General features: G+C 61.9%; 16 protein-coding genes and 1 pseudogene. 11 read left to right on the forward strand and 6 right to left on the reverse strand.

The window, feature by feature from the left end:
- Window positions 1–37: 37 nt before the first annotated feature.
- From hscA to iscX, 3 genes are all read left to right on the forward strand, one after another.
- Entirely contained in the window at window positions 38–1918 is a 1881-nt protein-coding gene (gene hscA / locus SJQ66_RS21605) for a Fe-S protein assembly chaperone HscA (RefSeq protein WP_176025947.1), read from the forward strand.
- Between the two features lies 1 nt (window position 1919).
- Window positions 1920–2261, forward strand: a complete 342-nt coding sequence (fdx, locus tag SJQ66_RS21610) for an ISC system 2Fe-2S type ferredoxin (RefSeq protein WP_024902361.1) — start codon at window positions 1920–1922, stop codon at window positions 2259–2261.
- Window positions 2262–2337: 76 nt separating this feature from the next.
- Window positions 2338–2535 carry a Fe-S cluster assembly protein IscX gene (gene iscX, locus SJQ66_RS21615; protein ID WP_024902362.1) on the forward strand — a complete coding sequence of 66 codons (198 nt, stop codon included), beginning with the start codon at window positions 2338–2340 and terminating at the stop codon, window positions 2533–2535.
- A 164-nt stretch (window positions 2536–2699) separates the two neighbouring features.
- On the opposite strand, the gene SJQ66_RS21620 is transcribed toward iscX, so the two are convergent.
- The 5 genes from SJQ66_RS21620 to SJQ66_RS21640 form a co-directional block, all read right to left on the reverse strand.
- Complete coding sequence (locus SJQ66_RS21620; protein WP_024902363.1) at window positions 2700–3341, reverse strand: glycine zipper 2TM domain-containing protein; 642 nt, start codon at window positions 3339–3341, stop codon at window positions 2700–2702.
- A 240-nt stretch (window positions 3342–3581) separates the two neighbouring features.
- Window positions 3582–5120: a lysine--tRNA ligase gene (gene lysS / locus SJQ66_RS21625; RefSeq protein WP_024902364.1), complete on the reverse strand. Its 1539-nt coding sequence runs from the start codon at window positions 5118–5120 to the stop codon at window positions 3582–3584.
- A gap of 94 nt (window positions 5121–5214) precedes the next feature.
- A protein-coding gene (gene prfB, locus SJQ66_RS21630) for a peptide chain release factor 2 (protein WP_096335527.1) occupies window positions 5215–6340 on the reverse strand; the annotation gives its coding sequence in 2 pieces (ribosomal slippage) (window positions 5215–6258 and window positions 6260–6340; 1125 coding nt in all).
- Window positions 6341–6431: 91 nt separating this feature from the next.
- Window positions 6432–8195 (reverse strand): single-stranded-DNA-specific exonuclease RecJ, encoded by a 1764-nt coding sequence (gene recJ / locus SJQ66_RS21635; protein WP_320535326.1) that lies wholly within the window; start codon window positions 8193–8195, stop codon window positions 6432–6434.
- Between the two features lie 150 nt (window positions 8196–8345).
- Entirely contained in the window at window positions 8346–9809 is a 1464-nt protein-coding gene (locus SJQ66_RS21640) for a hypothetical protein (RefSeq protein ID WP_024902366.1), read from the reverse strand.
- A 286-nt stretch (window positions 9810–10095) separates the two neighbouring features.
- Here SJQ66_RS21640 and SJQ66_RS21645 point away from each other — a divergent pair, with 286 nt between their 5' ends.
- The 8 genes and pseudogenes from SJQ66_RS21645 (at window position 10096) to ftsB (ending at window position 21260) form a co-directional block, all read left to right on the forward strand.
- Window positions 10096–11349: a lipoprotein-releasing ABC transporter permease subunit gene (locus SJQ66_RS21645; protein ID WP_024902367.1), complete on the forward strand. Its 1254-nt coding sequence runs from the start codon at window positions 10096–10098 to the stop codon at window positions 11347–11349.
- On the forward strand, window positions 11342–12112 hold the full coding sequence (gene lolD / locus SJQ66_RS21650; RefSeq protein ID WP_024902368.1) for a lipoprotein-releasing ABC transporter ATP-binding protein LolD: 771 nt from the start codon (window positions 11342–11344) through the stop codon (window positions 12110–12112). The genes SJQ66_RS21645 and lolD overlap by 8 nt, the downstream gene beginning before the upstream one ends.
- A gap of 136 nt (window positions 12113–12248) precedes the next feature.
- Window positions 12249–13160, forward strand: a pseudogene (locus tag SJQ66_RS21655) (TatD family hydrolase); the annotation flags it as partial.
- Window positions 13161–13196: 36 nt separating this feature from the next.
- Window positions 13197–16109 carry a DNA internalization-related competence protein ComEC/Rec2 gene (locus SJQ66_RS21660; protein ID WP_320535327.1) on the forward strand — a complete coding sequence of 971 codons (2913 nt, stop codon included), beginning with the start codon at window positions 13197–13199 and terminating at the stop codon, window positions 16107–16109.
- 511 nt (window positions 16110–16620) lie between these two features.
- Window positions 16621–18324, forward strand: coding sequence for a CTP synthase (locus SJQ66_RS21665; RefSeq protein WP_024902370.1), 1704 nt, complete (start codon window positions 16621–16623; stop codon window positions 18322–18324).
- Window positions 18311–19174 carry a 3-deoxy-8-phosphooctulonate synthase gene (kdsA, locus tag SJQ66_RS21670; RefSeq protein ID WP_320534530.1) on the forward strand — a complete coding sequence of 288 codons (864 nt, stop codon included), beginning with the start codon at window positions 18311–18313 and terminating at the stop codon, window positions 19172–19174. Before SJQ66_RS21665 ends, kdsA begins: the two co-directional genes overlap by 14 nt.
- Before the next feature lie 162 nt (window positions 19175–19336).
- Window positions 19337–20629: a phosphopyruvate hydratase gene (gene eno, locus SJQ66_RS21675; protein ID WP_024902372.1), complete on the forward strand. Its 1293-nt coding sequence runs from the start codon at window positions 19337–19339 to the stop codon at window positions 20627–20629.
- Window positions 20630–20804: 175 nt separating this feature from the next.
- Complete coding sequence (ftsB, locus tag SJQ66_RS21680; protein WP_024902373.1) at window positions 20805–21260, forward strand: cell division protein FtsB; 456 nt, start codon at window positions 20805–20807, stop codon at window positions 21258–21260.
- Window positions 21261–21338: 78 nt separating this feature from the next.
- Here ftsB and SJQ66_RS21685 read toward each other — a convergent pair whose 3' ends face one another.
- A complete protein-coding gene (locus tag SJQ66_RS21685; RefSeq protein WP_253465292.1) occupies window positions 21339–21812 on the reverse strand; it encodes a hypothetical protein in 474 nt (157 codons plus the stop codon).
- Window positions 21813–21844: the final 32 nt, after the last annotated feature.

Here is a 21844-nt window from a genome sequence, read left to right on the forward strand (position 1 = left end):
GTACGTATCCCGCCGCAGCCGTACCGGAATATCACACATGGCGTTACTACAAATTTCAGAACCCGGGATGGCGCCGGCGCCGCACGAGCGCCGTATCGCCGTGGGAATCGACCTGGGTACCACCAACTCGTTGGTTGCCGCCATGCGCAACGGCGTCGCGGATGTGCTGCCGGATGAGTCGGGGCATCCGCTGTTGCCTTCGGTTGTGCGCTACCTGTCCGACGGCACCCGTCGCGTTGGTCTTGCCGCCAAGCGCGAGGCGGCACAGGATCCCAGAAATACCATTATTTCGGTCAAGCGTTTCATGGGGCGGGGGCTGGCCGATGCGCAACGCACGCACGCGCCCTATACCTTCGTTGATGCGCCGGGCATGGTCAAACTGGAAACGGTGCAGGGTGTCAAGAGCCCTGTCGACGTGTCCGCCGATATCCTTGCGGTGCTGAAGCAGCGTGCCGAAGCGACGATGGGTGACGAGATCGTCGGCGCGGTGATCACCGTACCGGCTTATTTCGATGAAGCGCAACGTCAGGCCACCAAAGACGCCGCGCAGTTGGCCGGACTCGAGGTCCTCCGTCTGCTGAATGAACCGACGGCTGCCGCTATCGCCTACGGGTTGGATAACGGCGCCGAAGGCGTCTACGCGGTTTATGACTTGGGCGGCGGCACGTTCGATTTATCGATCTTGAAGTTGACGCACGGCGTATTCGAAGTGTTGGCCACCGGTGGCGACACGGCATTGGGTGGCGATGACTTCGATCATGCGGTGTTGACTGCATTGTTGACTGAGGCCGGCCTTTCCCTGGACAGCCTGCCGGCGGAGGACATCCGCCTGTTGCTCGATCGGGTGCGGGCTGCCAAGGAAAGTCTGTCTGGCGCCACGGATACTGCATTCAAGGCACGCGTGCATGCGGTGCTGTCGTCAGGGCAGACAATCGACTTCGCCTTCACGGAGGCGCAATTTGGCATCTGGGTGGACGCGCTGGTCAAGCGCACTTTTGCTCCGACGCGGCGCGCGCTGCGCGACGCGGGCCTGACACCGCAAGACGTCAAGGGCGTCGTACTGGTGGGCGGCGCGACACGCATGGCCTGTGTGCGGCGCGCCGTGGAGGCGTACTTTGGCCAGGCGCCGCTGACCGATATCGATCCCGATCAGGTCGTGGCAGTGGGGGCGGCGATCCAGGCGGACTTGCTTGCGGGTAATCGCAGCGATGGCGATGACTGGCTGCTGCTCGATGTCATCCCCTTGTCGTTGGGCGTTGAAACAATGGGCGGGCTGGTCGAAAAAATTATTCCGCGCAATTCCACCATTCCCGTTGCCCGCGCGCAGGAATTCACGACGTTCAAGGACGGGCAGACCGCCATGGCCATCCATGTACTGCAGGGCGAACGCGAGTTGGTCGACGATTGCCGTTCATTGGCACGCTTTACGCTGCGCGGTATACCGCCCATGACCGCGGGTGCGGCGCGCATCCGCGTCACTTATCAGGTGGACGCGGACGGATTGTTGTCGGTAACGGCACGTGAGGACCTGTCGGGTGTGGAGTCACAGGTGTCGGTCAAGCCATCGTACGGCCTCGGCGACGAAGATATCACGCGAATGTTGCAGGACAGCTATACCAGCGCTGCGTCCGATATGAAGGCAAGAGCGTTGCGCGAGGCGCAGGTCGATGCGGGCCGTTTGCTGGACGCAACGGCGGCGGCAATCATCGAGGACGGTGCGCTGTTGAACAATGAGGAGCGGAAGACCATCGAGGCGAAATTTGCCGCGCTGCGAGCAGTGCTCGAAGGCGATAATCTCGATGCGATCGACGCCGCATCGAAGGCACTGTCGGCAGTCACCGACGAATTTGCCGCTCGTCGAATGGATCAGAGCATCCGACGGGCTTTGGCTGGCAAGGATATCCGGGAAATCAACTGAAATGTCTCACATTGTCGTATTACCCCACGCGCATCTGTGTCCTGACGGCGCGGTGATCGACGCGGATGTGTCGAAGTCTATTTGTGACAATCTGCTCGAACATGGCATCGAGATCGAACACGCATGTGAGAAGTCATGTGCCTGCACGACCTGCCACGTTGTGATCCGCGAGGGTTTCGATGATATGACGCCCTCCGAGGAAGACGAGGACGACATGCTGGACAAGGCCTGGGGGCTGGAGCCGACGTCACGTCTGTCATGCCAGGCATTTGTCCCGGCAGATACCGATGTCGTTGTCGAGATCCCGCGCTATACAATCAATCACGCGAAGGAAGGTCATTGAGCCCGCGGGGGCGCGATGGAGGCCTGGAAATCGAACGCGACGACCGGGCAACGTCAGGGCAAACAGGAGTAACACGATGAAGTGGACCGATACGAACGACATTGCGATCGCCTTGTCCGAAGCCATGCCGGATCAAAATCCGACGCTGGTGCGCTTCACCGATCTGCACAAATGGGTCATGGCCCTTGACGGTTTCGACGACGCGCCGGACCGTTCCAACGAGAAAATTCTCGAAGCGATTCAGGCGGCATGGATCGAGGAAGCGGATTATTGATCGGCCTGAGCGCTGAGAGCCGGATACAGCGGAAATACGGCTGTTGCCTACGTCTGCGACGTCGTTTCGGCAGCGGCAAGTGAAAAAGCCCCAGCCGCATGCAACGCATCGCCATGCGGTAGGGGCTTTTTCCAACACGTCATGCGGGCAATAAGGGCAGCCGCTTACCCTGCACGTAACACGCCATTCTCGACATGCACGCGCTGACCTTCGGAGACTGGCGGCGAGCTGGCGTACCGGAAGGTGCGATAGCTGCCATCCTGCATTCTCACGGTCACCCGGTAGTTGGTGGTGCTACGCACATTGCGCTCGATCGCATTGCCTGCGTAACCGCCCCCCGCCGCGCCCAGCAGCGTTGTCGCAATCCGGCCATGACCGCCACCGAACGCCGAACCCACCAGGCCGCCGGCTACCGCACCGCCTACCGCTCCGAGACCTGTGCCATGACCTTCCACCTTATAGGCGTTGATCGACGTTACAGTGCCGCAGCTATGGCAGATGGCCGGTGCGGGTGACGGCGGCGGGGTATTTTCGGCGACGCGTTGCACCGGCGGTGGTGCGGCCGGCGCCGTTGCTTGCGGTAGAACCTGTCCGGTGGGCGCGGTATTTTGTGCATACTGCGCGGTCGCCGGTGTGGGCGGCACCGCGTTCGCGGCTGTTTGACCGCCCGCACGGGGCAGGACACCCGTCATTGCCGCGACGCCTACGCCGCAGGCCACGATGACCGCGCCTGCTGCCGTGGCCACCAGCGGGTGAATTCGTGACCTATTTACCAGGCCGTGTGCGCGTTGATTGACCGGTTCCATGATGCATTCCTCCGATTCACTTTTTTTACTGATTTATTGTGTAATAAGTATCGGTGATCCCATGCACGTCGGGCGTTTCATAATGTAAGCAGTTGCGAGCGTTTGTACGTCGCGATGGTGCTGTCTGCTCTGCTGGACGCCCGACGGCTGATCGGAGTAAAGCAAAATTGACGCCAGGATGGGTCGTTTTTCTGTCGGCCGCGCGAGTGCGGCGCATAGCGCTCCCGTGCGACCCGGCAATCACTCTTCCTTGCGTAGATGCGGGAACAGGATGACATCGCGGATGTTCGCACTGTCGGTCAGCAGCATTACGAGGCGATCGATGCCGATGCCGCAACCGCCGGTGGGCGGCATGCCATGTTCCAATGCCCGAATGTAGTCCGCATCGTAGAACATGGCCTCGTCATCACCGGCGTCCTTTTGTTCAACCTGCTTGCGGAAGCGCGCCGCCTGATCTTCCGGATCATTCAACTCGGAGAAGCCATTGGCAATTTCGCGGCCGGTGATGAACAACTCGAATCGTTCGGTGATTCCCGGATCCGCGTCCGATGCACGCGCCAAGGGCGACGTTTCCACCGGATAGTCGATGATGAACGTCGGCTCCCACAGCTTGGATTCCGCGGTTTCCTCGAACAGCGCCAATTGCAATGCACCAATGCCGGCTGTTTTCATCGGCCCCGACTGCGTATCCACGCCGAATTTTTTCAGCTCGGTGCGCACTACGTCGATATCATCGAGTTGCGCGTCGGTGTAATCGGTGTGCGCCTGAATCGCCTGCTTGATCGTCAACCGATGGAACGGCTTCGTGAAATCGAGCGCTCGACCCTGGTAGGAAATCGACGCATTCCCCAACGTGGCGATGGCCGCATCACGGATCAAGGCTTCGGTGTAGTCCATCAACCAGCGATAGTCGGTGTACGCGGCGTAGAACTCCATCATCGTGAATTCAGGATTGTGGCGTGGTGACACGCCCTCGTTCCGGAAATTCCGGTTGATTTCGAACACGCGGTTGAAGCCGCCGACGATCAGCCGCTTCAAGTACAACTCGGGCGCGATACGCATATACATCTGCATATCCAGCGCATTGTGATGGGTCACGAACGGTTTGGCGCTGGCACCGCCCGGAATGGGGTGCAGCATCGGCGTTTCCACTTCGAGGAAGCCTGCATCGCTCATGTGCGACCGCAGCGCCGCGATGATCTTCGTCCGGTTGACAAAGGTGCGACGTGCCTCGGGTGTCACGATCAAATCGACATAACGCTGGCGATAGCGCGTTTCCTGGTCCGCCAGGCCGTGGAATTTGTCCGGCAACGGCCGCAGTGACTTGCTCATCAGGCGCAGTGTCGTGCAGCGTACCGACAGTTCACCGGTCTTCGTCCGGATCAGCGTTCCGCTGGCCGCGACGATATCACCCAGATCCCATTTCTTGAATGCCGCATAGACGTCTTCACCCAGGTCGTCACGCGTGACAAACAACTGAATCTGTGCCCCGTCGTCCTGAAGGGTCGCAAAGCTGGCCTTGCCCATCACGCGTTTCAGCAGCATCCGGCCGGCGATAGACACGGTGACCGGCTGCGCTTCCAGCGTCTCCTTGTCCTGTGTTTCATAGGCTGCTTGCAGCGCCGCGGCGTGATGCATCGGCGAGAAGTCGTTTGGATAGGCCTGGCCTTGCGTACGCAGCGTATTCAGTTTCTCACGGCGTTCCTCGAGCAGTTTGTTCTCGTCGAGTGCCGGTGCGGTGGCGGCGCCGTCCGCGGCCTGGGTGGGCTTGTCAGTCATCTTGTCGTTTCTAGGCTACGGTAATGCTGCAAAAAAAGCGTCGAGCGGGGGAGACGCCGCGCCGCATCGATCTTAGCGCGGCACGGCACGGGTGTCAGACGTCCGGGCGGGTCGACGTGACGCCCATTTTCAGGCTGGCGCTGATGAATTCGTCCAGGTCACCATCCAGCACCGAGCGGGTATTGCTGATTTCGACGTTCGTGCGCAGGTCCTTGATCCGGCTTTGGTCGAGCACATACGAGCGAATCTGGTGGCCCCAGCCCACATCGGTCTTGCCCGCTTCCAGCTTGTCCTGCTCGGCCTGACGCTTGCGCAATTCGGCTTCGAACAGTTTCGAGCGCAGCATCGCCATGGCTTCGGCGCGGTTCCGGTGCTGTGATCGATCGTTCTGACACTGCACGACGATATTTGTCGGGATGTGCGTGATCCGCACGGCCGAGTCGGTCTTGTTGATGTGCTGCCCGCCGGCGCCTGACGCACGGTACGTATCAATCCGCAGGTCTGCCGGATTGATGTCGACTTCGATCGAATCATCCACTTCCGGATACACGAACACGGAACTGAACGAGGTATGGCGACCGCCCGACGAATCGAACGGTGATTTCCGCACCAGACGATGCACGCCGGTTTCGGAACGGAGATATCCGTACGCGTATTCGCCCTCGATCTTGATCGTGGCGCTCTTGATGCCGGCGACGTCACCATCCGATTGTTCGAGGATTTCGACCTTGAAGCCCTTGCGTTCCGCGTAGCGCATGTACTGGCGCATCAGCATGGACGCCCAGTCACAGGCCTCGGTGCCGCCGGCACCCGATTGGATGTCGATGAAGGCGTTGCTCGGATCGGCCGGGTTGCTGAACATCCGACGGAATTCGATGCCTTCGACGCGCGCGCGCAGTCCGTCCACGTCTGCGGCGACGGCCTCGAGGGTTTCTTCGTCGCCTTCCTCGCGCGCCAGCTCGAATAACTCAGCGGTGCCCGCCAGGTCTTCGTCGAGTTGGATGATCGTGGTCACGACCCCGTCAAGGAGTTTTTTCTCCCGGCCGAGCGCTTGGGCGTGCTGCGAATCGTTCCAGACGTTCGGATCTTCGAGTTCCTTATTGACTTCGATCAGCTTGGCTTCCTTGACATCGAAGTCAAAGATACCCCCGTAAGTCGGAGGCACGAACCCGCAGATCGGCGATGGTCGAGTCGATTGCGTTCAAACGTTCCGCTTCCATGTGTCTTTCCAGTAAGGCTTGAGATGAATCGTGGAATTATAGCTGATCGGCCCGCCATGCTCGGGGCTTCACGGGCCGAAACGGGCCATTCCTAGTTGCAACCGTGCGCATGCTCGACGATCATCTGCACGCGGGTGACGCCGTTATAAGTGTCGCGCGATAGCCGGTAAGCGACGATTGCCTGATCCGGCAGCGTCTCGGTGCGATTGAACCAGATGGCGTCGTAGCGTCGGTTGCCGCGGTACAACTGCAGTTTCAAATGGCGTTCCTTGACCAGCGACTGTGCGCGAACGTCGAAAACGCCGGAGAAGACCGGTGCGGGAAACCCTTGCCCCCAGATGCCTGCCTCGAGCAGTTCGACGAACGTGGCGGTGAAATAAGCTTCCTCCAGTTCTCCATCGGTTTCGACGACACGCTGCAGCGCGTGAGCGGGAAGCCATTCGCGACCAACCGCTTCCAGCGCGTCCGTGAAGGTTGGGAGCGCGTCCGCGCGCATCGTCAGGCCCGCCGCCATCGCGTGGCCGCCGAATTTGTCGATCAACCCGGGGTGCCGCTTGCTGATCAGATCCAGTGCGTCGCGCAAATGGAAACCGGGGATCGAGCGCCCGGATCCCTTGATCAATGCGTCCGGCGCGCCTTGTGCGACGGGATCGTCGGTGGCCGGCGCGAACGTGATCGTGGGACGGTAGAACTTTTCCTTGAGCCGCGACGCCAGAATGCCAATCACGCCTTGATGCCACTGCGGATCGAAGATGGCCAGCGTCGTGCGTGCCGGGTCTACATCGGTGAGGGTCGCCAGCGCCTCGGTCTGCATGCCGCTCTCGATATCGCGGCGCTGGCGATTCATGCCGTCGAGCAATTGCGCCAATTCCCAGGCCCGGCCGTCATCGTCGCTCAGCAGGCATTCGATTCCCACCGACATATCGGCGAGACGCCCGGCGGCGTTCAGGCGCGGCCCTACGGCGAACCCCATGTCCTGCACGCCGGCACGTCGCGCCTCGCGGCCGGCCACACGGAACAACGCGGCGAGACCCGGCTGCATCTTGCCCTCGCGTATGCGTTTCAATCCCTGGTCGACAAGGATGCGGTTGTTGGCATCCAGGCGGACCACGTCGGCAACGGTGCCCAACGCTACGAGGTCGAGCAAGGTGGCCAGATTGGGCTGGCGTGGGAGATCGGTGCCGGATGGCGAAGCGGGCATCTGGAAGCGTCCGCGGTCTCGCATGACGGCGCGTGTGGCCAGCAGGACATAAAACATGACGCCCACACCTGCGATGTGCTTGCTTGGAAACGTGCAGCCCGGCTGGTTCGGATTGACGATGGCGCAGGCGTCGGGCAGCGTATCTCCCGGGAGGTGGTGATCTGTGACGACGACGTCGACCCCGGCGGCGCGAGCGGCCGCGACCCCGTCGACGCTCGCGATGCCGTTGTCGACCGTGATCAGCAACTCGGGTGTGCGGCGCGGGTGCGACATTGCCAGCGCCACGATTTCCGGCGTCAGGCCATAGCCATACTCGAAACGATTCGGCACGAGATAGTCGACATCGGCGCCGAGCATCCGCAGGCCGCGCACGGCGACGGCGCACGCAGTGGCGCCATCGCAGTCGTAGTCGGCGATGACCAGCAGGCGGCGGCGGTCGTCGATGGCATCGGCGAGTCGCGCGGCCGCCTGCTCGATGCCCATGAGCGCCGCGGGCGGCAACAACCGGTCGATGCCGGTTTCGATGTCATCCGCCTGCTCGACGCCGCGCGCCGCGTAAAGGCGGGCAAGCACCGGATGCAGCCCGGCGCGAATCAGTGCGTCGACATGCAAGGGAGGACAGGTGCGGGACTGGATCGTGACCGTTTGGGACATACGCGTGACGGACTCTGCAAGGAATGACGAAGAATCAGGAGAAGGGCGGCTCGCGGTGCCGCGGCGATTACCCGCGCTCGTGGCCAGGGGGGCGCGACCCCTTGTGCGGTTGCGTGCATCGAAGAATGCCCCCGCCGGCAGGGCGCGCCGTCACGAGAGCAATCCCGCGAAGGTACGCCGCCGCCAGAATGCCAGGAGATCGCCGCGGCGTATCGACAAGGTCTTGGCCGCCTGCTCACCGCACGGCGTCAAGCGAATCTCGTCGATGACATGCTCGCGAAGCGCTTGCAGTGCCGGCGCGAACCAGGACTGATCCAGGGCCGCGAACGCGTCCAGCCACGACCGCCAGTCTTCATCGATCATTGGCAGCGACAGGGCGTCGGTCTGGATCAGTATCGTTTGCGGTGGGCTGTCGCCAGCGCCGCCTTGCGTTCGGCGGGCTTCATCCGGGTTCGGCGTGTCGGCAACGTGGCCGCTTTCACGGAGACCCGCGCATAGCGCGGCGAAATTGGCCGGCAATGGGCGCGCCGGCCGCCCCGCGGCGATCGACAATCCACGCGCGGCGGCCGCATCGGCAAAAGTAATTGAAAAAGGCGCATCGGGGATGGCGGGGGGGGGCCAGGTACCGCGGCCATGCAGCCAGACCGCGTTGACGGCGCGCGCCCCTCGCGCCTCCCGCATCGTATTCACCGGGTGTGCGTGCCAGGCCATCTGCAATTCGGTCTGGAAACCCATCCACCGCGATGAGCGGGGCGCGACGCCCTCCGCATCCGCCTGCGTCTCGTCGACCGGCAACCAGATATCAATACTTCGGCCCGCGGCGCGTAGCGGCGATGCGCCATGCAAACCGGCCAGCAACGTGCCGCGACGCTCGCCCAGGTACCAGCGCGTGGGTGACGGCGCCACGAAATACAGGCCCCGGGCGGTGGCCGATGTGGCGATCTCTTCGGCGAGGTGGGTCGCTTCCGTCGCGTCGATGCCGAGTGTCTGCGGATGCGCGAGAACGAGGCGATCATGCGTGACTTCGATATGCGCCGGTTCCAGACACGCCCATTGCACGACGCCGCCCGATGCCATGGCGCCGGCCTCGTCAATGGTGCGGTCAGGATCGGCCGCCATTGCGCTTGGGTCGAGTCCGTCTGCGAGCATCATGAACGGGGCCAGTGGCGCGTCTTGCGCCGCATGGATCGGCGGCAGACCGTACCGGCGTGAAAGCCAGCGTTCGTGCGGCAGACTGCGCTGGTAGTCATCGCCGGTATCGCTGTCGATGAGACGTGCCCGCCGTAACAATGTATCAAAAGCGGGTGTCTCGCGTGCCGTCAGCAGCGCGCGTAGTGCGCGCTCGGCGCCTGCCAGCGCGGCGGCGGTGTCCGCCTGGGCACGCCGTGCATCGTGTGCGGGCGATCCGACGCCCGGTACCGCCAGGTCGCCGGTGTCGTGGACCGTCGCGGCGTCCGAGGCAAACGAGACGGTGCGGGACGAGCTTGTATCCTCGGCGTGCGCGTCGTATGTTGCCGCATCAGCGAATGCCGCCCCGCCATCCGGGGCATGAGGCCGCGTCGGCAACGCGAAAGGCAGCAGGAAATGAAGGGTGGCGCAAAGACGTTTCGGCATGGTGGAACGCATTGTAGGCCATATCCGAATCGGTCGAGGCGTCCGCGCCTGTTACCGCCACGGCGCATCCCGTGCGCTGGTCGCCGCCACGTCTGCCGCTACATAAAGCGCGACGGCAGGCGAACCGATGCCAATTTGTGGCAAACTTGCCGGCTGGTGCACCGCGGGCCGTGGGTCGGTCATGTGGTCGGGCGACATGCCGCGAGAACCGAGCCGGAAGTGGCTGCCGGCGTCGCGTTGATTTGCCCGAGGCTTTGCCGCACCGCTTTTTCCAGGACGGGCCCCGTTGAAACTTCCCTTTGAATGGCAGATCGGCCTGCGTTATACGCGCGCCGGCAAACGTACTACCGGTAACGGCTTTATCTCGTTCATCTCGATGATCTCGATGACCGGGATCGCGCTGGGCGTGGCGGCGTTGATCATCGTGTTATCCGTGATGAACGGCTTCCAGCGAGAAGTGCGCGATCGCATGTTGTCCGTGTTGGCGCACATCGAGATCTATTCGCCAACGGGCCAGATGCCGGACTGGCAATTGACCGCCAAGGAAGCATTGCGCAACCGTGAGGTCGTCGCGGCCGCGCCTTATGTCGATGCGCAGGCATTGTTGACACGCGGCGAGACGGTTACCGGCGTCGCGCTGCGTGGCGTGTTGCCGGAGCAGGAATCCAAGGTTGAGGATATCGCCAAGGAAATGGTCGACGGCAAGCTGGATGATCTGAAGCCAGGTGAATTCGGTATTGTCCTGGGGCAGGCTCTCGCGGCGGCGTTGGACGTGGAAAGAGGCGACAAGGTGACGTTGGTGGCGCCAGAAGGCACGATGACACCGGCTGGACTGCTGCCACGGCTGAAGCAGTTTACCGTGGTAGGTGTTTTTTCATCGGGACATTACGAATACGACAGCGGGCTGGCGTTGATTGATATCCGCGATGCGGAGGCATTGTTTCGCAAGACCGCGCCGACCGGCGTGCGCCTCAGGCTGACCGACATGCAGCGAGCGCCCGAGGTCGCGTATGCGTTGTCCCGGACACTTTCCGGCGATCTGTATGTGCGAGACTGGACGAAGCAGAACCAGACTTGGTTCTCCGCGGTACAGATCGAAAAGCGGATGATGTTCGTCATCCTGACGCTGATCATTGCCGTGGCGGCATTCAATCTGGTGTCGTCGCTCGTGATGACGGTGACGAACAAACAGCCCGATATCGCGATTCTTCGGACGATTGGGGCAGGCCGCGGGTCGATCATGAAGATCTTTTTTATCCAGGGAGTGACCGTCGGTTTTATCGGCACGGCGCTGGGTGTTGGCTTCGGCAGTCTGATCGCGTACTACATTCCGGTCATCGTGCCATTTATCGAACATGTATTCAACGTGCAGTTCCTGCCGCCCTCGGTCTATTTCATCAGCGAGTTGCCATCACAGCTCGAACCGGGCGATGTCCTTCGTATCGGCCTCATCGCCTTCGTGATGGCCGCATTGGCGACGTTGTATCCCAGCTGGCGCGCATCGCGCGTGAAACCCGCGGAGGCGCTTCGCTATGAGTAATGCAATCCCTGTCCGGGCGGCAACACCGCTTCATGATGACGGCACCGACCTTGCCGTGCTGCGCGCGACCGAGGTCACCAAGCGCTTCGATCAGGGTCGCGCCAGTGTCGAGGTACTCCGTGGCGCTTCGATGATGGTGGGCCGCGGCGAAAAGGTTGCCATCGTGGGGGCATCGGGCTCTGGCAAAAGCACCTTGCTCCATGTATTGGGTGGCCTTGACGATCCGAGCAGTGGCGAGATCGCGGTGCTCGGCCAGCCTTACTCGCGTTTGAGCGAAAAAGCGCGCGACGAGGTGCGCAATCGCTCATTGGGCTTTATCTACCAGTTCCACCATTTGCTGGCCGAGTTCAGCGCCTTGGACAACGTGGCCATGCCATTGCGGATCCGTCGGGTCGCCGAACGCGATGCAAGGCAAAAGGCGCAACAATTGCTCGACCGCGTGGGCATGGGGCATCGCGCCCACCATCGTCCGGGTGAATTGTCGGGCGGCGAGCGGCAGCGCGTCGCCATCGCGCGGGCCCTGGTCAATGATCCTGCCTGTGTGCTGGCGGATGAACCCACCGGCAACCTGGACGGTGAAACGGCAGACGGCGTGTTTGCGCTGATGATGGAGTTGTCGCAGACGTTGGCGACGAGCTTCATCATCGTGACCCACGATCTCGATCTGGCCGGTCGATGTGATCGGGTGCTGCGGCTGAAGGGCGGCAAGTTGGAGGAAGATCCGAGCGTCCTGGGCGCCGTTACGGGATTGCATGGCGGTTGAGCCAGCGCGGCGCGAGGTCGTAATATTGGCGGAGCCCTTCCTGGTTATTCGCATGGCGCGACAACGGGCGGTGGCAACGGTGCCAGGGGATCGCGCCGCGCGGTCAGCGTACGAAGCGGCATAACGAGCGGGAGTCTCGGACATGTGGATCGACACGCACTGCCATCTGGATGCGCGTGAGTTCGACGCCGACCGCGCCGAACAGGCGGCATTGGCCCGCGCGGCAGGCGTGTCGACGATCGTCGTCCCCTCGGTCTGCCGTGCCAATTTCAATGCCGTGCGTGCCCTCGCGCATGCGCGGCCAGGTATCGCCTACGCACTGGGAATACACCCTTTATTTACTGCCGACGCTACTGACGAGGATCTTGCCGCGCTTCGTGTCCAGGCCGAAGCCGCCCGCGACGATCCTTGCTTTGTCGGGATCGGAGAAATCGGTCTCGACTATTTTGTTCCAACGCTCGACGACGCCAAGCAACGCGCCATCTTCGAAGCGCAATTGCGCTTGGCCCGCGACCTCGATCTGCCGGTGATCTGCCACGTGCGACGATCGCAGGATCAGGTATTGGCGGGGCTGCGTCGATTCGGCATCCGTCAGGGTATCGGCCATGCCTTCAACGGCAGTCGGCAGCAGGCTGACAACTATATCGCGCAAGGCTTCAAGCTTGGCTTTGGCGGTGCCATGACGTTCCCGCGCGCATTGCAGATTCGACGGCTGGCGGCTTCGTTGCCGTTCGAAGCCATTGTGGTCGAGACCGATGCGCCGGATATCCCGCCGGAATGGCTCGTCACGCCCCTGTCCGAACCGTCGGTCGACGACCGGCATGCCGACGATGGGGCGGTCATGCGTAAAGGCGAACCGTTGCCGCGCGCGGATCCTGTCATCCGCCCTGGCGGCGGGAGCGTACGCCGCAGCAACCAGCCAGACCAGATCCCCCGTATCGCCGAGACACTTGCCGAACTGCGTGGCATGACCTTAGACCAGGTGGCTGTCGGCACGACAGCCAATGCGCTCGTCGCGTTGCCCCGGCTGGCCCGGCTGCCGCGATAATCGATCGCAACGTCATAGGCGATGCGGTGAGGTGGGATGCGATCGATTGCACTGGGCTTCGCCGCGGGCGCGTGGTGGCTGCACCGCGCGATGCAACTGCCGGAGGTCATGGCGATGGGTTGCGTGGCCATCACCGGTGCGCTGCTGCTGGTGTGTCGTCATGTATTGGGTGCAGTGTATTTCAGGTCCCCGGTGTACGCAGTGCGGGCCGTGCCCTATGTCCGCTGTGGATTGCTGGTGGTCGCAGCCGGCCTGGCGGGCTATGACTGGGCGGCGTGGCGGGCACATCGACATATGGTGGCGGTGTGGCCCACCGCGTGGGAGGGACGCGATGTTGTGCTAATCGGCCGAATCGAGACGATGCCGGTGCGTGTTCCCACTGCCTCTACATGGCCGAATCGACCGATTGACAAGATGCCTGCGTCGTCCGAATGGCGTGTGACATTGAGCGTCTTGCACGCGATGTCGGCGACGGGTGTGCCCCGCGCGCAAGCGGGGACACACTCGACCGCGCTTCTCGCCCGTGGGGCCGCCGGGGAGGGGAATGACGAGAGAAAGCGCGACCAGTTTGTCGGGCTGGTACAACTACGGATCGGGACGTCCGCGGCAAAGGCGGCCGTGCCCCAAGCCGGGCAAGTCTGGCGGGTAGTCGCGCGGTTGCAGCGACCGCATGGGGCGGCGAATTTCGGTATGCCGATGCGCGAGGCGGTTTTATTCCAGCGTGGAATACGCGCGACCGGATATGCGCGCTCGGCGGCACCGCTTCACGTAAAGCAAGCGGCGCGGCGCGCCGGCGATGGCGTTTTCGGCGGTATCTGGCAACTGCGCCCCGCGGTCGAGCGGGTTCGCTCCCGCATCGACGATCGGATTGAAACAGTACTCGGCGGCATGCCGCATCGCGGTGTGATATCCGCGCTGGCGCTCGGATTGCAGTCTGCGATTGCCGCCGATGACTGGACGCGTTTCACCCGTACCGGCACCAATCATCTCGTCGCGGTATCGGGCCTGCATATCGGATTGGCCGCAGGTTGCGCAGCCTGGGGAGCGGCCGTGTTGCTGCGCCGCCGTTGCATGACGCGGTTGCTGCTGATCGTGCCGCGACAACGCCTCGTGGGTCTGGTGAGTCTGGTAGCCGCCGGTGCGTTCGTCGCGTTGTCCGGCTTCGGGATCCCCGCCCAACGCGCTTTCTGGATGCTGACGGCATATTGTGTATGCGGCCTCGACGGACGTCGCGTAGGGGCAACGGTGATGTGGTGCCTGGCATTGTGGCTGGTGGTGTTGGTCGATCCGTGGGCCATGCAGTCGGCGGGCGGCTGGCTGTCGTTCGGTGCTGTCGGGGCCATTCTGTATCTGGCAGCGGCCATGCCCCGGCCAGTGCGCCCGCCAGGTAGGGAGGGCATCAACCGGAATCGGGTGCCGGATGACCATGATGTCAACGGACGCCGGTTCACGATGCCTCATCATCCCGGTGAGTGGCGCCCGCTTGCGCCACCGCGTTCGGAACAGGTCGGGGTGATGGCCACCGCGTGCACGAACGGTAAACCGTCGAGCGGCGGGGATGCGCGCGAGCGTGCCGGCGACGTTGCGTTCATTCGGCCACCGCAATCCGCGTGGTCTCGGCCGCCATGGCGTGCATGTTCCGCAAGGCTGTGGTGCGGGGTGTGGATGACATGCCGGCTCCAATTGGCCTTGTCGCTGGCGCTGGCGCCGGCGACACTGGTCTGGTTCGGTGAAACCTCGCCGATCAGCCCGATTGCGAATCTGCTGGCCATACCTTGGGTGAGCTTTATCGCGGTGCCAGCGGTTTTCTGCGGCCTGGTGTTGCCCGCGCCACTCGATGCGATGGCATGGCACGTCGCTCACGGTGCCGTCGCGTGGCTGCACCAGGGCCTTGGCTGGTTGATTGCGTGCGCTTCAGCGGTGTCGTCCGCGCTTGGCGTTGCGGACACGATCCGGGTGCCCGCGCCGAGCCCGCTGGCGCTCACGTGCGCATGCATTGGCGTCTTGCTCTGGCTTGCGCCGCGTGGTGCTTGGCCGGCGCAGCGGGTTATTGCATCTCTGCTATGTCTTCCGCTGTTTCTCTACCGGCCCGCATTGCTTCCGGCAGGCGGGTTTCGCATCACGATGTACGACATTGGTCAGGGCAATGCGGTACTCGTCGAAACGCAGCGTCATCGGCTTTTGTACGATACCGGTCCGCCCTATGGCGCGAGCGGCGATGCGGGATCGCAGGTCATCGTGCCGTCGTTGCGGCGAGAAGGCGTATGGACGCTCGACGCCCTCGTCATCAGCCACCCGCACGATGACCACTACGGCGGCGCGCTGTCCGTCATGGCGCACATTCCGGTGCGCCATTTGCTGGCGTCCTGGCCGTTGCCGGTGCGCGCCGCAGCGGGCGAGGGCCGTCATGCAGCGTCGTTGCCGCCGCTTTGGCGCATTGCCGGCGCGCGGGGCACTGTCCGACGGCGATGCCGCGCGGGCGACACATGGTCGTGGGACGGCGTGCGATTCGACACCGTATGGCCGCTGGACCCGCTGCGCCGTGCGCCGCCGAATCACGTCAGTTGCGTGTTGCGGATATCAAACGGCGTGCACGCGGTGCTGCTCGCAGGGGACATCGAAGCGCCACAGGAAGAGGCACTGCGCAAAGCCCGTATCCCCTTACGCGCGGACGTGCTATTGGCACCGCATCACGGCAGCGCCACGTCGTCGACATCGCCGTTCATCCAGGCTGTGGCGCCACGCCACGTCGTGTTTCAGATGGGCTTTCGCAATCGGCATCGTCATCCGTCCACGCGGGTCGTGCCGCGCTACACCGAGCGTGGCGTTATGACGCATCGCAGCGATACCGACGGCGCAGTGCGGTTTATCAGCCGCAACGCCGATATGACGGTTGAGACACTGCGATATCACAGGCGTCGATACTGGATGACAAATATGTCCGATTGAGCGGGCCGGTATGGCAGGTCTGACGCTCAATTGCCCATGGGAGGCGTGCCAAACAGCAGGACGCTGCCGATACCGGCAATGACCAATACGAGTTTCCAAAGTAGGAAAGCCATCATGGCTGGGTTCGTGACGATCATGGATAACCTCCAATGAAATGCCAAATCAATCAATGGACGGGCTGGCGGCATCGTTCGGGATGCAGCGGGCTTCGTCTTGAATCCAGCCTAGGTCGCCGCGAAGCGGATGACTGGCGCTTGCTTCGCCTTGATGGTCAATATTGCGGTGCATGTGGCAAAAATGGCCGAATCGCCGCGATGTGGCTTCGTCCGGTATGCGTCGCGCGTTGCCTCGAGCGAAGTGGGAGAGTGTCGATTTTTGAAACCTATTAACGGTTCGTGTCAAGCGCGGGTCGGACGGTGGGGCGGTTGCATCGAAAAATTTTCGCCCGATCCGGGGGGCGTGGCAGGCCGCTTCTACGGTATAATTCCGCTTTCCCGCGAGCATTCCTGCGATGACCAAATATGTGTTCGTCACCGGCGGAGTCGTTTCCTCACTCGGAAAAGGCATTTCCGCTGCGTCCCTTGCCGCGATTCTCGAATCGCGCGGCCTGAAAGTCACCCTCCTGAAGCTGGACCCCTACATCAACGTCGATCCCGGCACGATGAGTCCATTTCAGCATGGGGAAGTGTTTGTCACCGAGGATGGCGCCGAGACAGATCTTGATCTCGGCCATTACGAGCGCTTCATCAGTACAAAGATGCGCCGTGCCAATAATTTCACCACCGGGCAGATCTACGAAACCGTTTTGCGTAAAGAGCGACGCGGTGAGTATCTGGGCAAGACGGTCCAGGTGATCCCCCATATCACCAATGAGATCCAGGCATTCGTCGAGCGCGGCGCCAAAATGGCGACGTGCGGCGAGCCGGATGTCGCCATCGTGGAAGTCGGCGGTACCGTCGGTGACATCGAGTCGTTGCCGTTCCTGGAGGCGGCGCGACAGATGAGCTTGCGCCTGGGGCGCAATCAGGCGTGCTTCGTCCACCTGACGCTGGTGCCGTATATCCCGTCGGCCGGCGAGTTGAAAACGAAGCCGACCCAGCACAGCGTGCAGAAGTTGCGCGAAATCGGTATTTCGCCAATCGCGTTGATCTGCCGTGCCGACCGTCCGATTCCGGACGACGAACTGGCGAAGATTTCCTTGTTCTCGAATGTACACAAGGAAGCGGTCATCTCGGTGTGGGATGTCGACAGCATCTACAAGATTCCGCAGATGCTGCATGACCAAGGGTTGGATTCGATCATCGTCGAAGAGTTGAAGCTTGATGCGAAGCCGGCTGACCTGACGGTATGGTCGGGCCTGGTCGATGCGTTGCAATCGTTCGAAAACGAAGTGACTATCGGCATGGTCGGCAAATATGTCGACTTGACGGAGTCCTACAAATCGTTGATCGAGGCATTGCGCCATGCGTCGATTCATACGAAAACCCGCGTCAATATCCAGTACATCGACTCCGAGGAAATCGAGAAAGAGAGCGGCGGTGCCGCAGCGGCGTTGTCCCATCTCGACGCGATCCTGGTGCCGGGCGGTTTTGGTCAACGCGGTACGGAAGGCAAGATCGCGGCAATCCGCTTTGCGCGTGAATCTAAGATACCGTACCTGGGTATCTGTCTCGGCATGCAGCTTGCGGTGATCGAGTTTGCACGCAATGTCGTCGGCCTGGACAAGGCCAACAGCACCGAGTTCGATCCCATGACGCCGGCGCCTGTGGTGGCGCTGATCACCGAGTGGTTCAATCGTGACGGCCGCGTTGAAAAGCGTAGCGACCAATCGGATATGGGCGGCACGATGCGGTTGGGCTCACAGCGTTGCCCGGTGAAATCCGGCACGCGTGCGCAATCGATTTATGGCGACGATGTCAACGAACGTCATCGCCATCGTTACGAAGTGAATAACCATTACGTACCGCAACTTGAGCAGAAAGGCCTGGTGATCAGCGCCCGCACGCCCACCGAAGATCTGCCTGAAATGATGGAATTGCAGGACGGGTTGCACCCTTGGTTCATGGGCGTGCAGTTTCATCCGGAATTTACGTCGACCCCGCGTGATGGGCACCCACTGTTCTCAGCCTATGTGCGTGCCGCGTTGGCCCACAAGCAAGCTGCCGGGGAATCCGGCAACCCGTCGAAACGGGAGACAGCGCATGAAACTCTGTGATTTTCTTGATACCGATGTCGGGCTGGACAAGCCGTTTTTTCTGATCGCGGGAACCTGCGTCGTCGAGTCGGCGCAAATGACGATCGACGTCGCAGGGCAACTGAAGGAAATTTGTGGCAGTCTGGGAGTACCATTCGTCTACAAGTCGTCGTATGACAAGGCGAATCGCAGCTCGGGTAGCAGCTTTCGGGGACCGGGCCGGGATGCGGGTTTGCGCATTCTGGAGGAGGTACGGCGTCAATTGCAGGTGCCGGTGCTGACCGATGTTCATACCGAGGCGGAAGTGCCCGAGGTGGCAGCCGTGGTTGATATTCTGCAAACGCCGGCTTTCTTGTGCCGCCAGACCGATTTCATCCGGGCGGTGGCGCAGTCGGGCAAGCCGGTGAATATCAAGAAGGGGCAGTTTCTGGCCCCTCATGACATGAAGAATGTCATCGACAAGGCGCGCGCGGCGGCCAAGGAAGCAGCGCTGAGCGAAGATCGGTTCTTCGCTTGCGAGCGTGGTGTTTCGTTCGGTTACAACAATCTTGTGTCCGATATGCGATCACTTGCGATCATGCGGGAGACGGGCGCGCCGGTCGTGTTCGACGCCACGCACTCGGTGCAGTTGCCGGGCGGTCAAGGCACGTCGTCGGGCGGTCAGCGTGAGTTTGTCCCGGTGTTGTCGCGTGCGGCGGTTGCCACCGGCGTGGCGGGGCTGTTCATGGAGACGCATCCGGACCCGGCGTGCGCACTGTCCGATGGGCCGAATGCCGTGCCGTTGCGACATATGCGTCGTCTTCTTGAGACGTTGAAGACGCTGGATGATGTCGTCAAGCGCCAGCCGTTCCTGGAAGACGATTTCCAGTAAGGGCCGTGCGGCGGCGGTAGAAACGGTAGCAACATGAATTGCGCAACAGGCGCGGCGTGGCGAGTTGGGTAAGCGCGTTACCCGCGGCGCGTGTTGTAGCGCGGCCGTCGACCGATGTCGACGGGATCGCAAGCGGTTTCTATTTGAACTATCGAGAGAACCATGAGTGCAATTGTTGACATCATCGGCCGCGAGATCTTGGACTCGCGTGGCAATCCGACCGTCGAGTGCGATGTGTTGCTGGAGTCCGGGACGATGGGGCGGGCGGCAGTGCCGTCGGGCGCATCCACCGGCGCACGCGAAGCCATCGAGCTACGCGATGGCGACAAGAGCCGCTATCTCGGCAAGGGTGTACTGACCGCGGTCCAACACATCAACACCGAGATTTCGGAAGCGATTCTGGGGCTGGATGCGGCTGAGCAAGCGTTCCTGGACAAGACGTTGATCGAACTGGACGGTACAGAGAACAAGTCACGGCTTGGTGCGAATGCGATGCTGGCGGTATCAATGGCTGTCGCGAAAGCGGCCGCCGAGGAAGCGGGCTTGCCGCTGTACCGATATTTTGGTGGTTCGGGCGCCATGCAATTGCCGGTGCCGATGATGAATATCGTCAATGGCGGCGCGCATGCGAACAACAACCTGGACATCCAGGAATTCATGATCATGCCAGTCGGGCAACCGACTTTCCGTGAGGCGCTGCGCGCAGGCACGGAAGTGTTTCATGCGCTGAAGTCCTTGTTGGCGGAGAAGGGGCACAGCACGTCGGTCGGGGATGAGGGCGGTTTCGCACCGAACTTCGCTTCGAACGAGGAGTGTCTCGGCACGATCAGCCAGGCGATCGAGAAGGCGGGTTATCGCGTGGGCGAGGACATCCTTCTGGCGCTCGACTGCGCATCGTCCGAGTTCTACAAGGATGGCCGCTATAAACTCACCGGCGAGGGCCTGGAGTTGTCGTCCCAGGAATTCACGCACTATCTGGAAACGCTGGCCAACAAATTCCCGATCGTGTCGATCGAGGACGGTATGTCCGAGAACGACTGGGACGGCTGGAAATACCTCACCGATGTGCTGGGCAAGAAGGTTCAACTGGTTGGGGATGATCTCTTCGTGACGAATACGAAGATCCTGAAGGAAGGCATCCAGCGCGGTATCGCCAATTCGATTCTGATCAAGATCAACCAGATCGGCACGCTGACTGAGACGTTTGCCGCGATCGAGATGGCCAAGCGTGCAGGCTATACCGCGGTCGTGTCGCACCGTTCGGGAGAAACGGAAGACGCGACGATCGCTGATATTGCGGTCGGTTTGAATGCGGGGCAGATCAAGACGGGCTCATTGTCGCGTAGTGATCGCATCGCCAAGTACAACCAGTTGTTGCGTATCGAGGAAGACTTGGGCGATATTGCCAGCTATCCAGGTCGTTCGACGTTTTACAATTTGTCCCGGTTGGGTTAAGCCTTAGCACGGACGCGCGGCATCATTGCGCGTCCCGCCCTGCAGGTGCATTGCGCCGGCGAGTGCTTCTGTCTTTTGGCGGGGGGGCTCGCCGGCGTCTGCTTAAGCGGTATCTCAATAAATTGGATTGGCTATCACGGTACGGGTATGCCCGCCGGGATTCAGAAAATAGAGTATGCGGCTCGTTACCGTCGTTTTGATCGCGCTGCTGGTGCTGGTCCAATATCCGCTGTGGTGGGGTTCGGGCGGGTGGCTGCGCGTGCATGATCTGCAGCAGCAGCTTGCAAACCAACTGCAGAAAAATGCCGATGCAAAGGATCGGAATGATCGTCTTGCCGGCGAAGTCGACGACCTGCAGCATGGTACGGCGGCTGTGGAAGAGCGCGCGCGCTATGAGTTGGGGATGATCAAGCAGGACGAGGTCTTCGTTCAATTCGTTTCGCCAGCCGAGCAGATGAAATTGCCACAGAACACGCAATCCGATTTGTCGACGCGGGGCGTGATGTCGACGACACCGCTTTCCGTCGTGCCGGAGCCGCCGGCCCGTGGCCGTGCGCAGACCAAGCGCCTCGCGGATGAGGCGGCCCGACGCAAGGATGCCGTTGAAAAGCGTCGCAGCCGTCATGATTGATGATGCGTAATGTCATGCCTTGAGCCCATGCGTGCTACACACGCCTTGCATGGGCAAAGGGCCTGTCATGGTGACGCGCTACCATCCCCATCCCCAGCCATTTCCCCCGCCCCACCCGTTCCAACCGCCGTAGCCACCATAGCCGCCGTAATAGGGCGTTGCATAGACATTGTTGCGACGCGCCGCGGCGGCAGCAATCGCGGCGGCTTCTTCGGCGCGGAACACTTCGTCCTGTTCACGTAGTGCTTGCCGATCCAGTTCGTCATAGCGCCGTGCTTTTTCTTCCGCGCTTGGCTCCCGCTCCGGCGTGAAGGTTGCGGCACCTGGCGTTCCGGGCGGCAAGCGGCTCAGTATCGTACCTGCAGGGGCGGTGATTCGGGCGCCGGCTGGAGGCGTGGTGCATGCGCCAAGCAATAGCGTGGAACAGCAGGGCAGCATCAACGCGCACGTATACCGTCGCGTGAACGCCCGCCAGATGCAGGCGGATATCATTAGGTGTGCAATCGATTGCTTGCGCGTTCCTGGCCGATTCTGCCGGGAAGTGACGGGCATGATGATTTCTCCGGTGGTGCGGATTAAATCCG

This window comes from Robbsia andropogonis, assembly GCF_034047095.1.
In the GTDB taxonomy this organism is placed as follows: Bacteria; Pseudomonadota; Gammaproteobacteria; order Burkholderiales; family Burkholderiaceae; genus Robbsia; species Robbsia andropogonis.

Bases quoted from the DNA above. Each gene is read 5' to 3' on its own strand.
- SJQ66_RS21660 (WP_320535327.1), top strand. From the start codon at position 13,197: ATGCGATCGATTGCACTGGGCTTCGCCGCGGGCGCGTGGTGGCTGCAC.
- iscX (WP_024902362.1), top strand. From the start codon at position 2,338: ATGAAGTGGACCGATACGAACGACATTGCGATCGCCTTGTCCGAAGCC.
- hscA (WP_176025947.1), top strand. From the start codon at position 38: ATGGCGTTACTACAAATTTCAGAACCCGGGATGGCGCCGGCGCCGCAC.
- lolD (WP_024902368.1), top strand. From the start codon at position 11,342: ATGAGTAATGCAATCCCTGTCCGGGCGGCAACACCGCTTCATGATGAC.
- kdsA (WP_320534530.1), top strand. From the start codon at position 18,311: ATGAAACTCTGTGATTTTCTTGATACCGATGTCGGGCTGGACAAGCCG.
- SJQ66_RS21665 (WP_024902370.1), top strand. From the start codon at position 16,621: ATGACCAAATATGTGTTCGTCACCGGCGGAGTCGTTTCCTCACTCGGA.
- SJQ66_RS21640 (WP_024902366.1), bottom strand. From the start codon at position 9,809: ATGCCGAAACGTCTTTGCGCCACCCTTCATTTCCTGCTGCCTTTCGCG.
- lysS (WP_024902364.1), bottom strand. From the start codon at position 5,120: ATGACTGACAAGCCCACCCAGGCCGCGGACGGCGCCGCCACCGCACCG.
- SJQ66_RS21620 (WP_024902363.1), bottom strand. From the start codon at position 3,341: ATGGAACCGGTCAATCAACGCGCACACGGCCTGGTAAATAGGTCACGA.
- fdx (WP_024902361.1), top strand. From the start codon at position 1,920: ATGTCTCACATTGTCGTATTACCCCACGCGCATCTGTGTCCTGACGGC.
- recJ (WP_320535326.1), bottom strand. From the start codon at position 8,195: ATGTCCCAAACGGTCACGATCCAGTCCCGCACCTGTCCTCCCTTGCAT.
- ftsB (WP_024902373.1), top strand. From the start codon at position 20,805: ATGCGGCTCGTTACCGTCGTTTTGATCGCGCTGCTGGTGCTGGTCCAA.
- eno (WP_024902372.1), top strand. From the start codon at position 19,337: ATGAGTGCAATTGTTGACATCATCGGCCGCGAGATCTTGGACTCGCGT.
- SJQ66_RS21685 (WP_253465292.1), bottom strand. From the start codon at position 21,812: ATGCCCGTCACTTCCCGGCAGAATCGGCCAGGAACGCGCAAGCAATCG.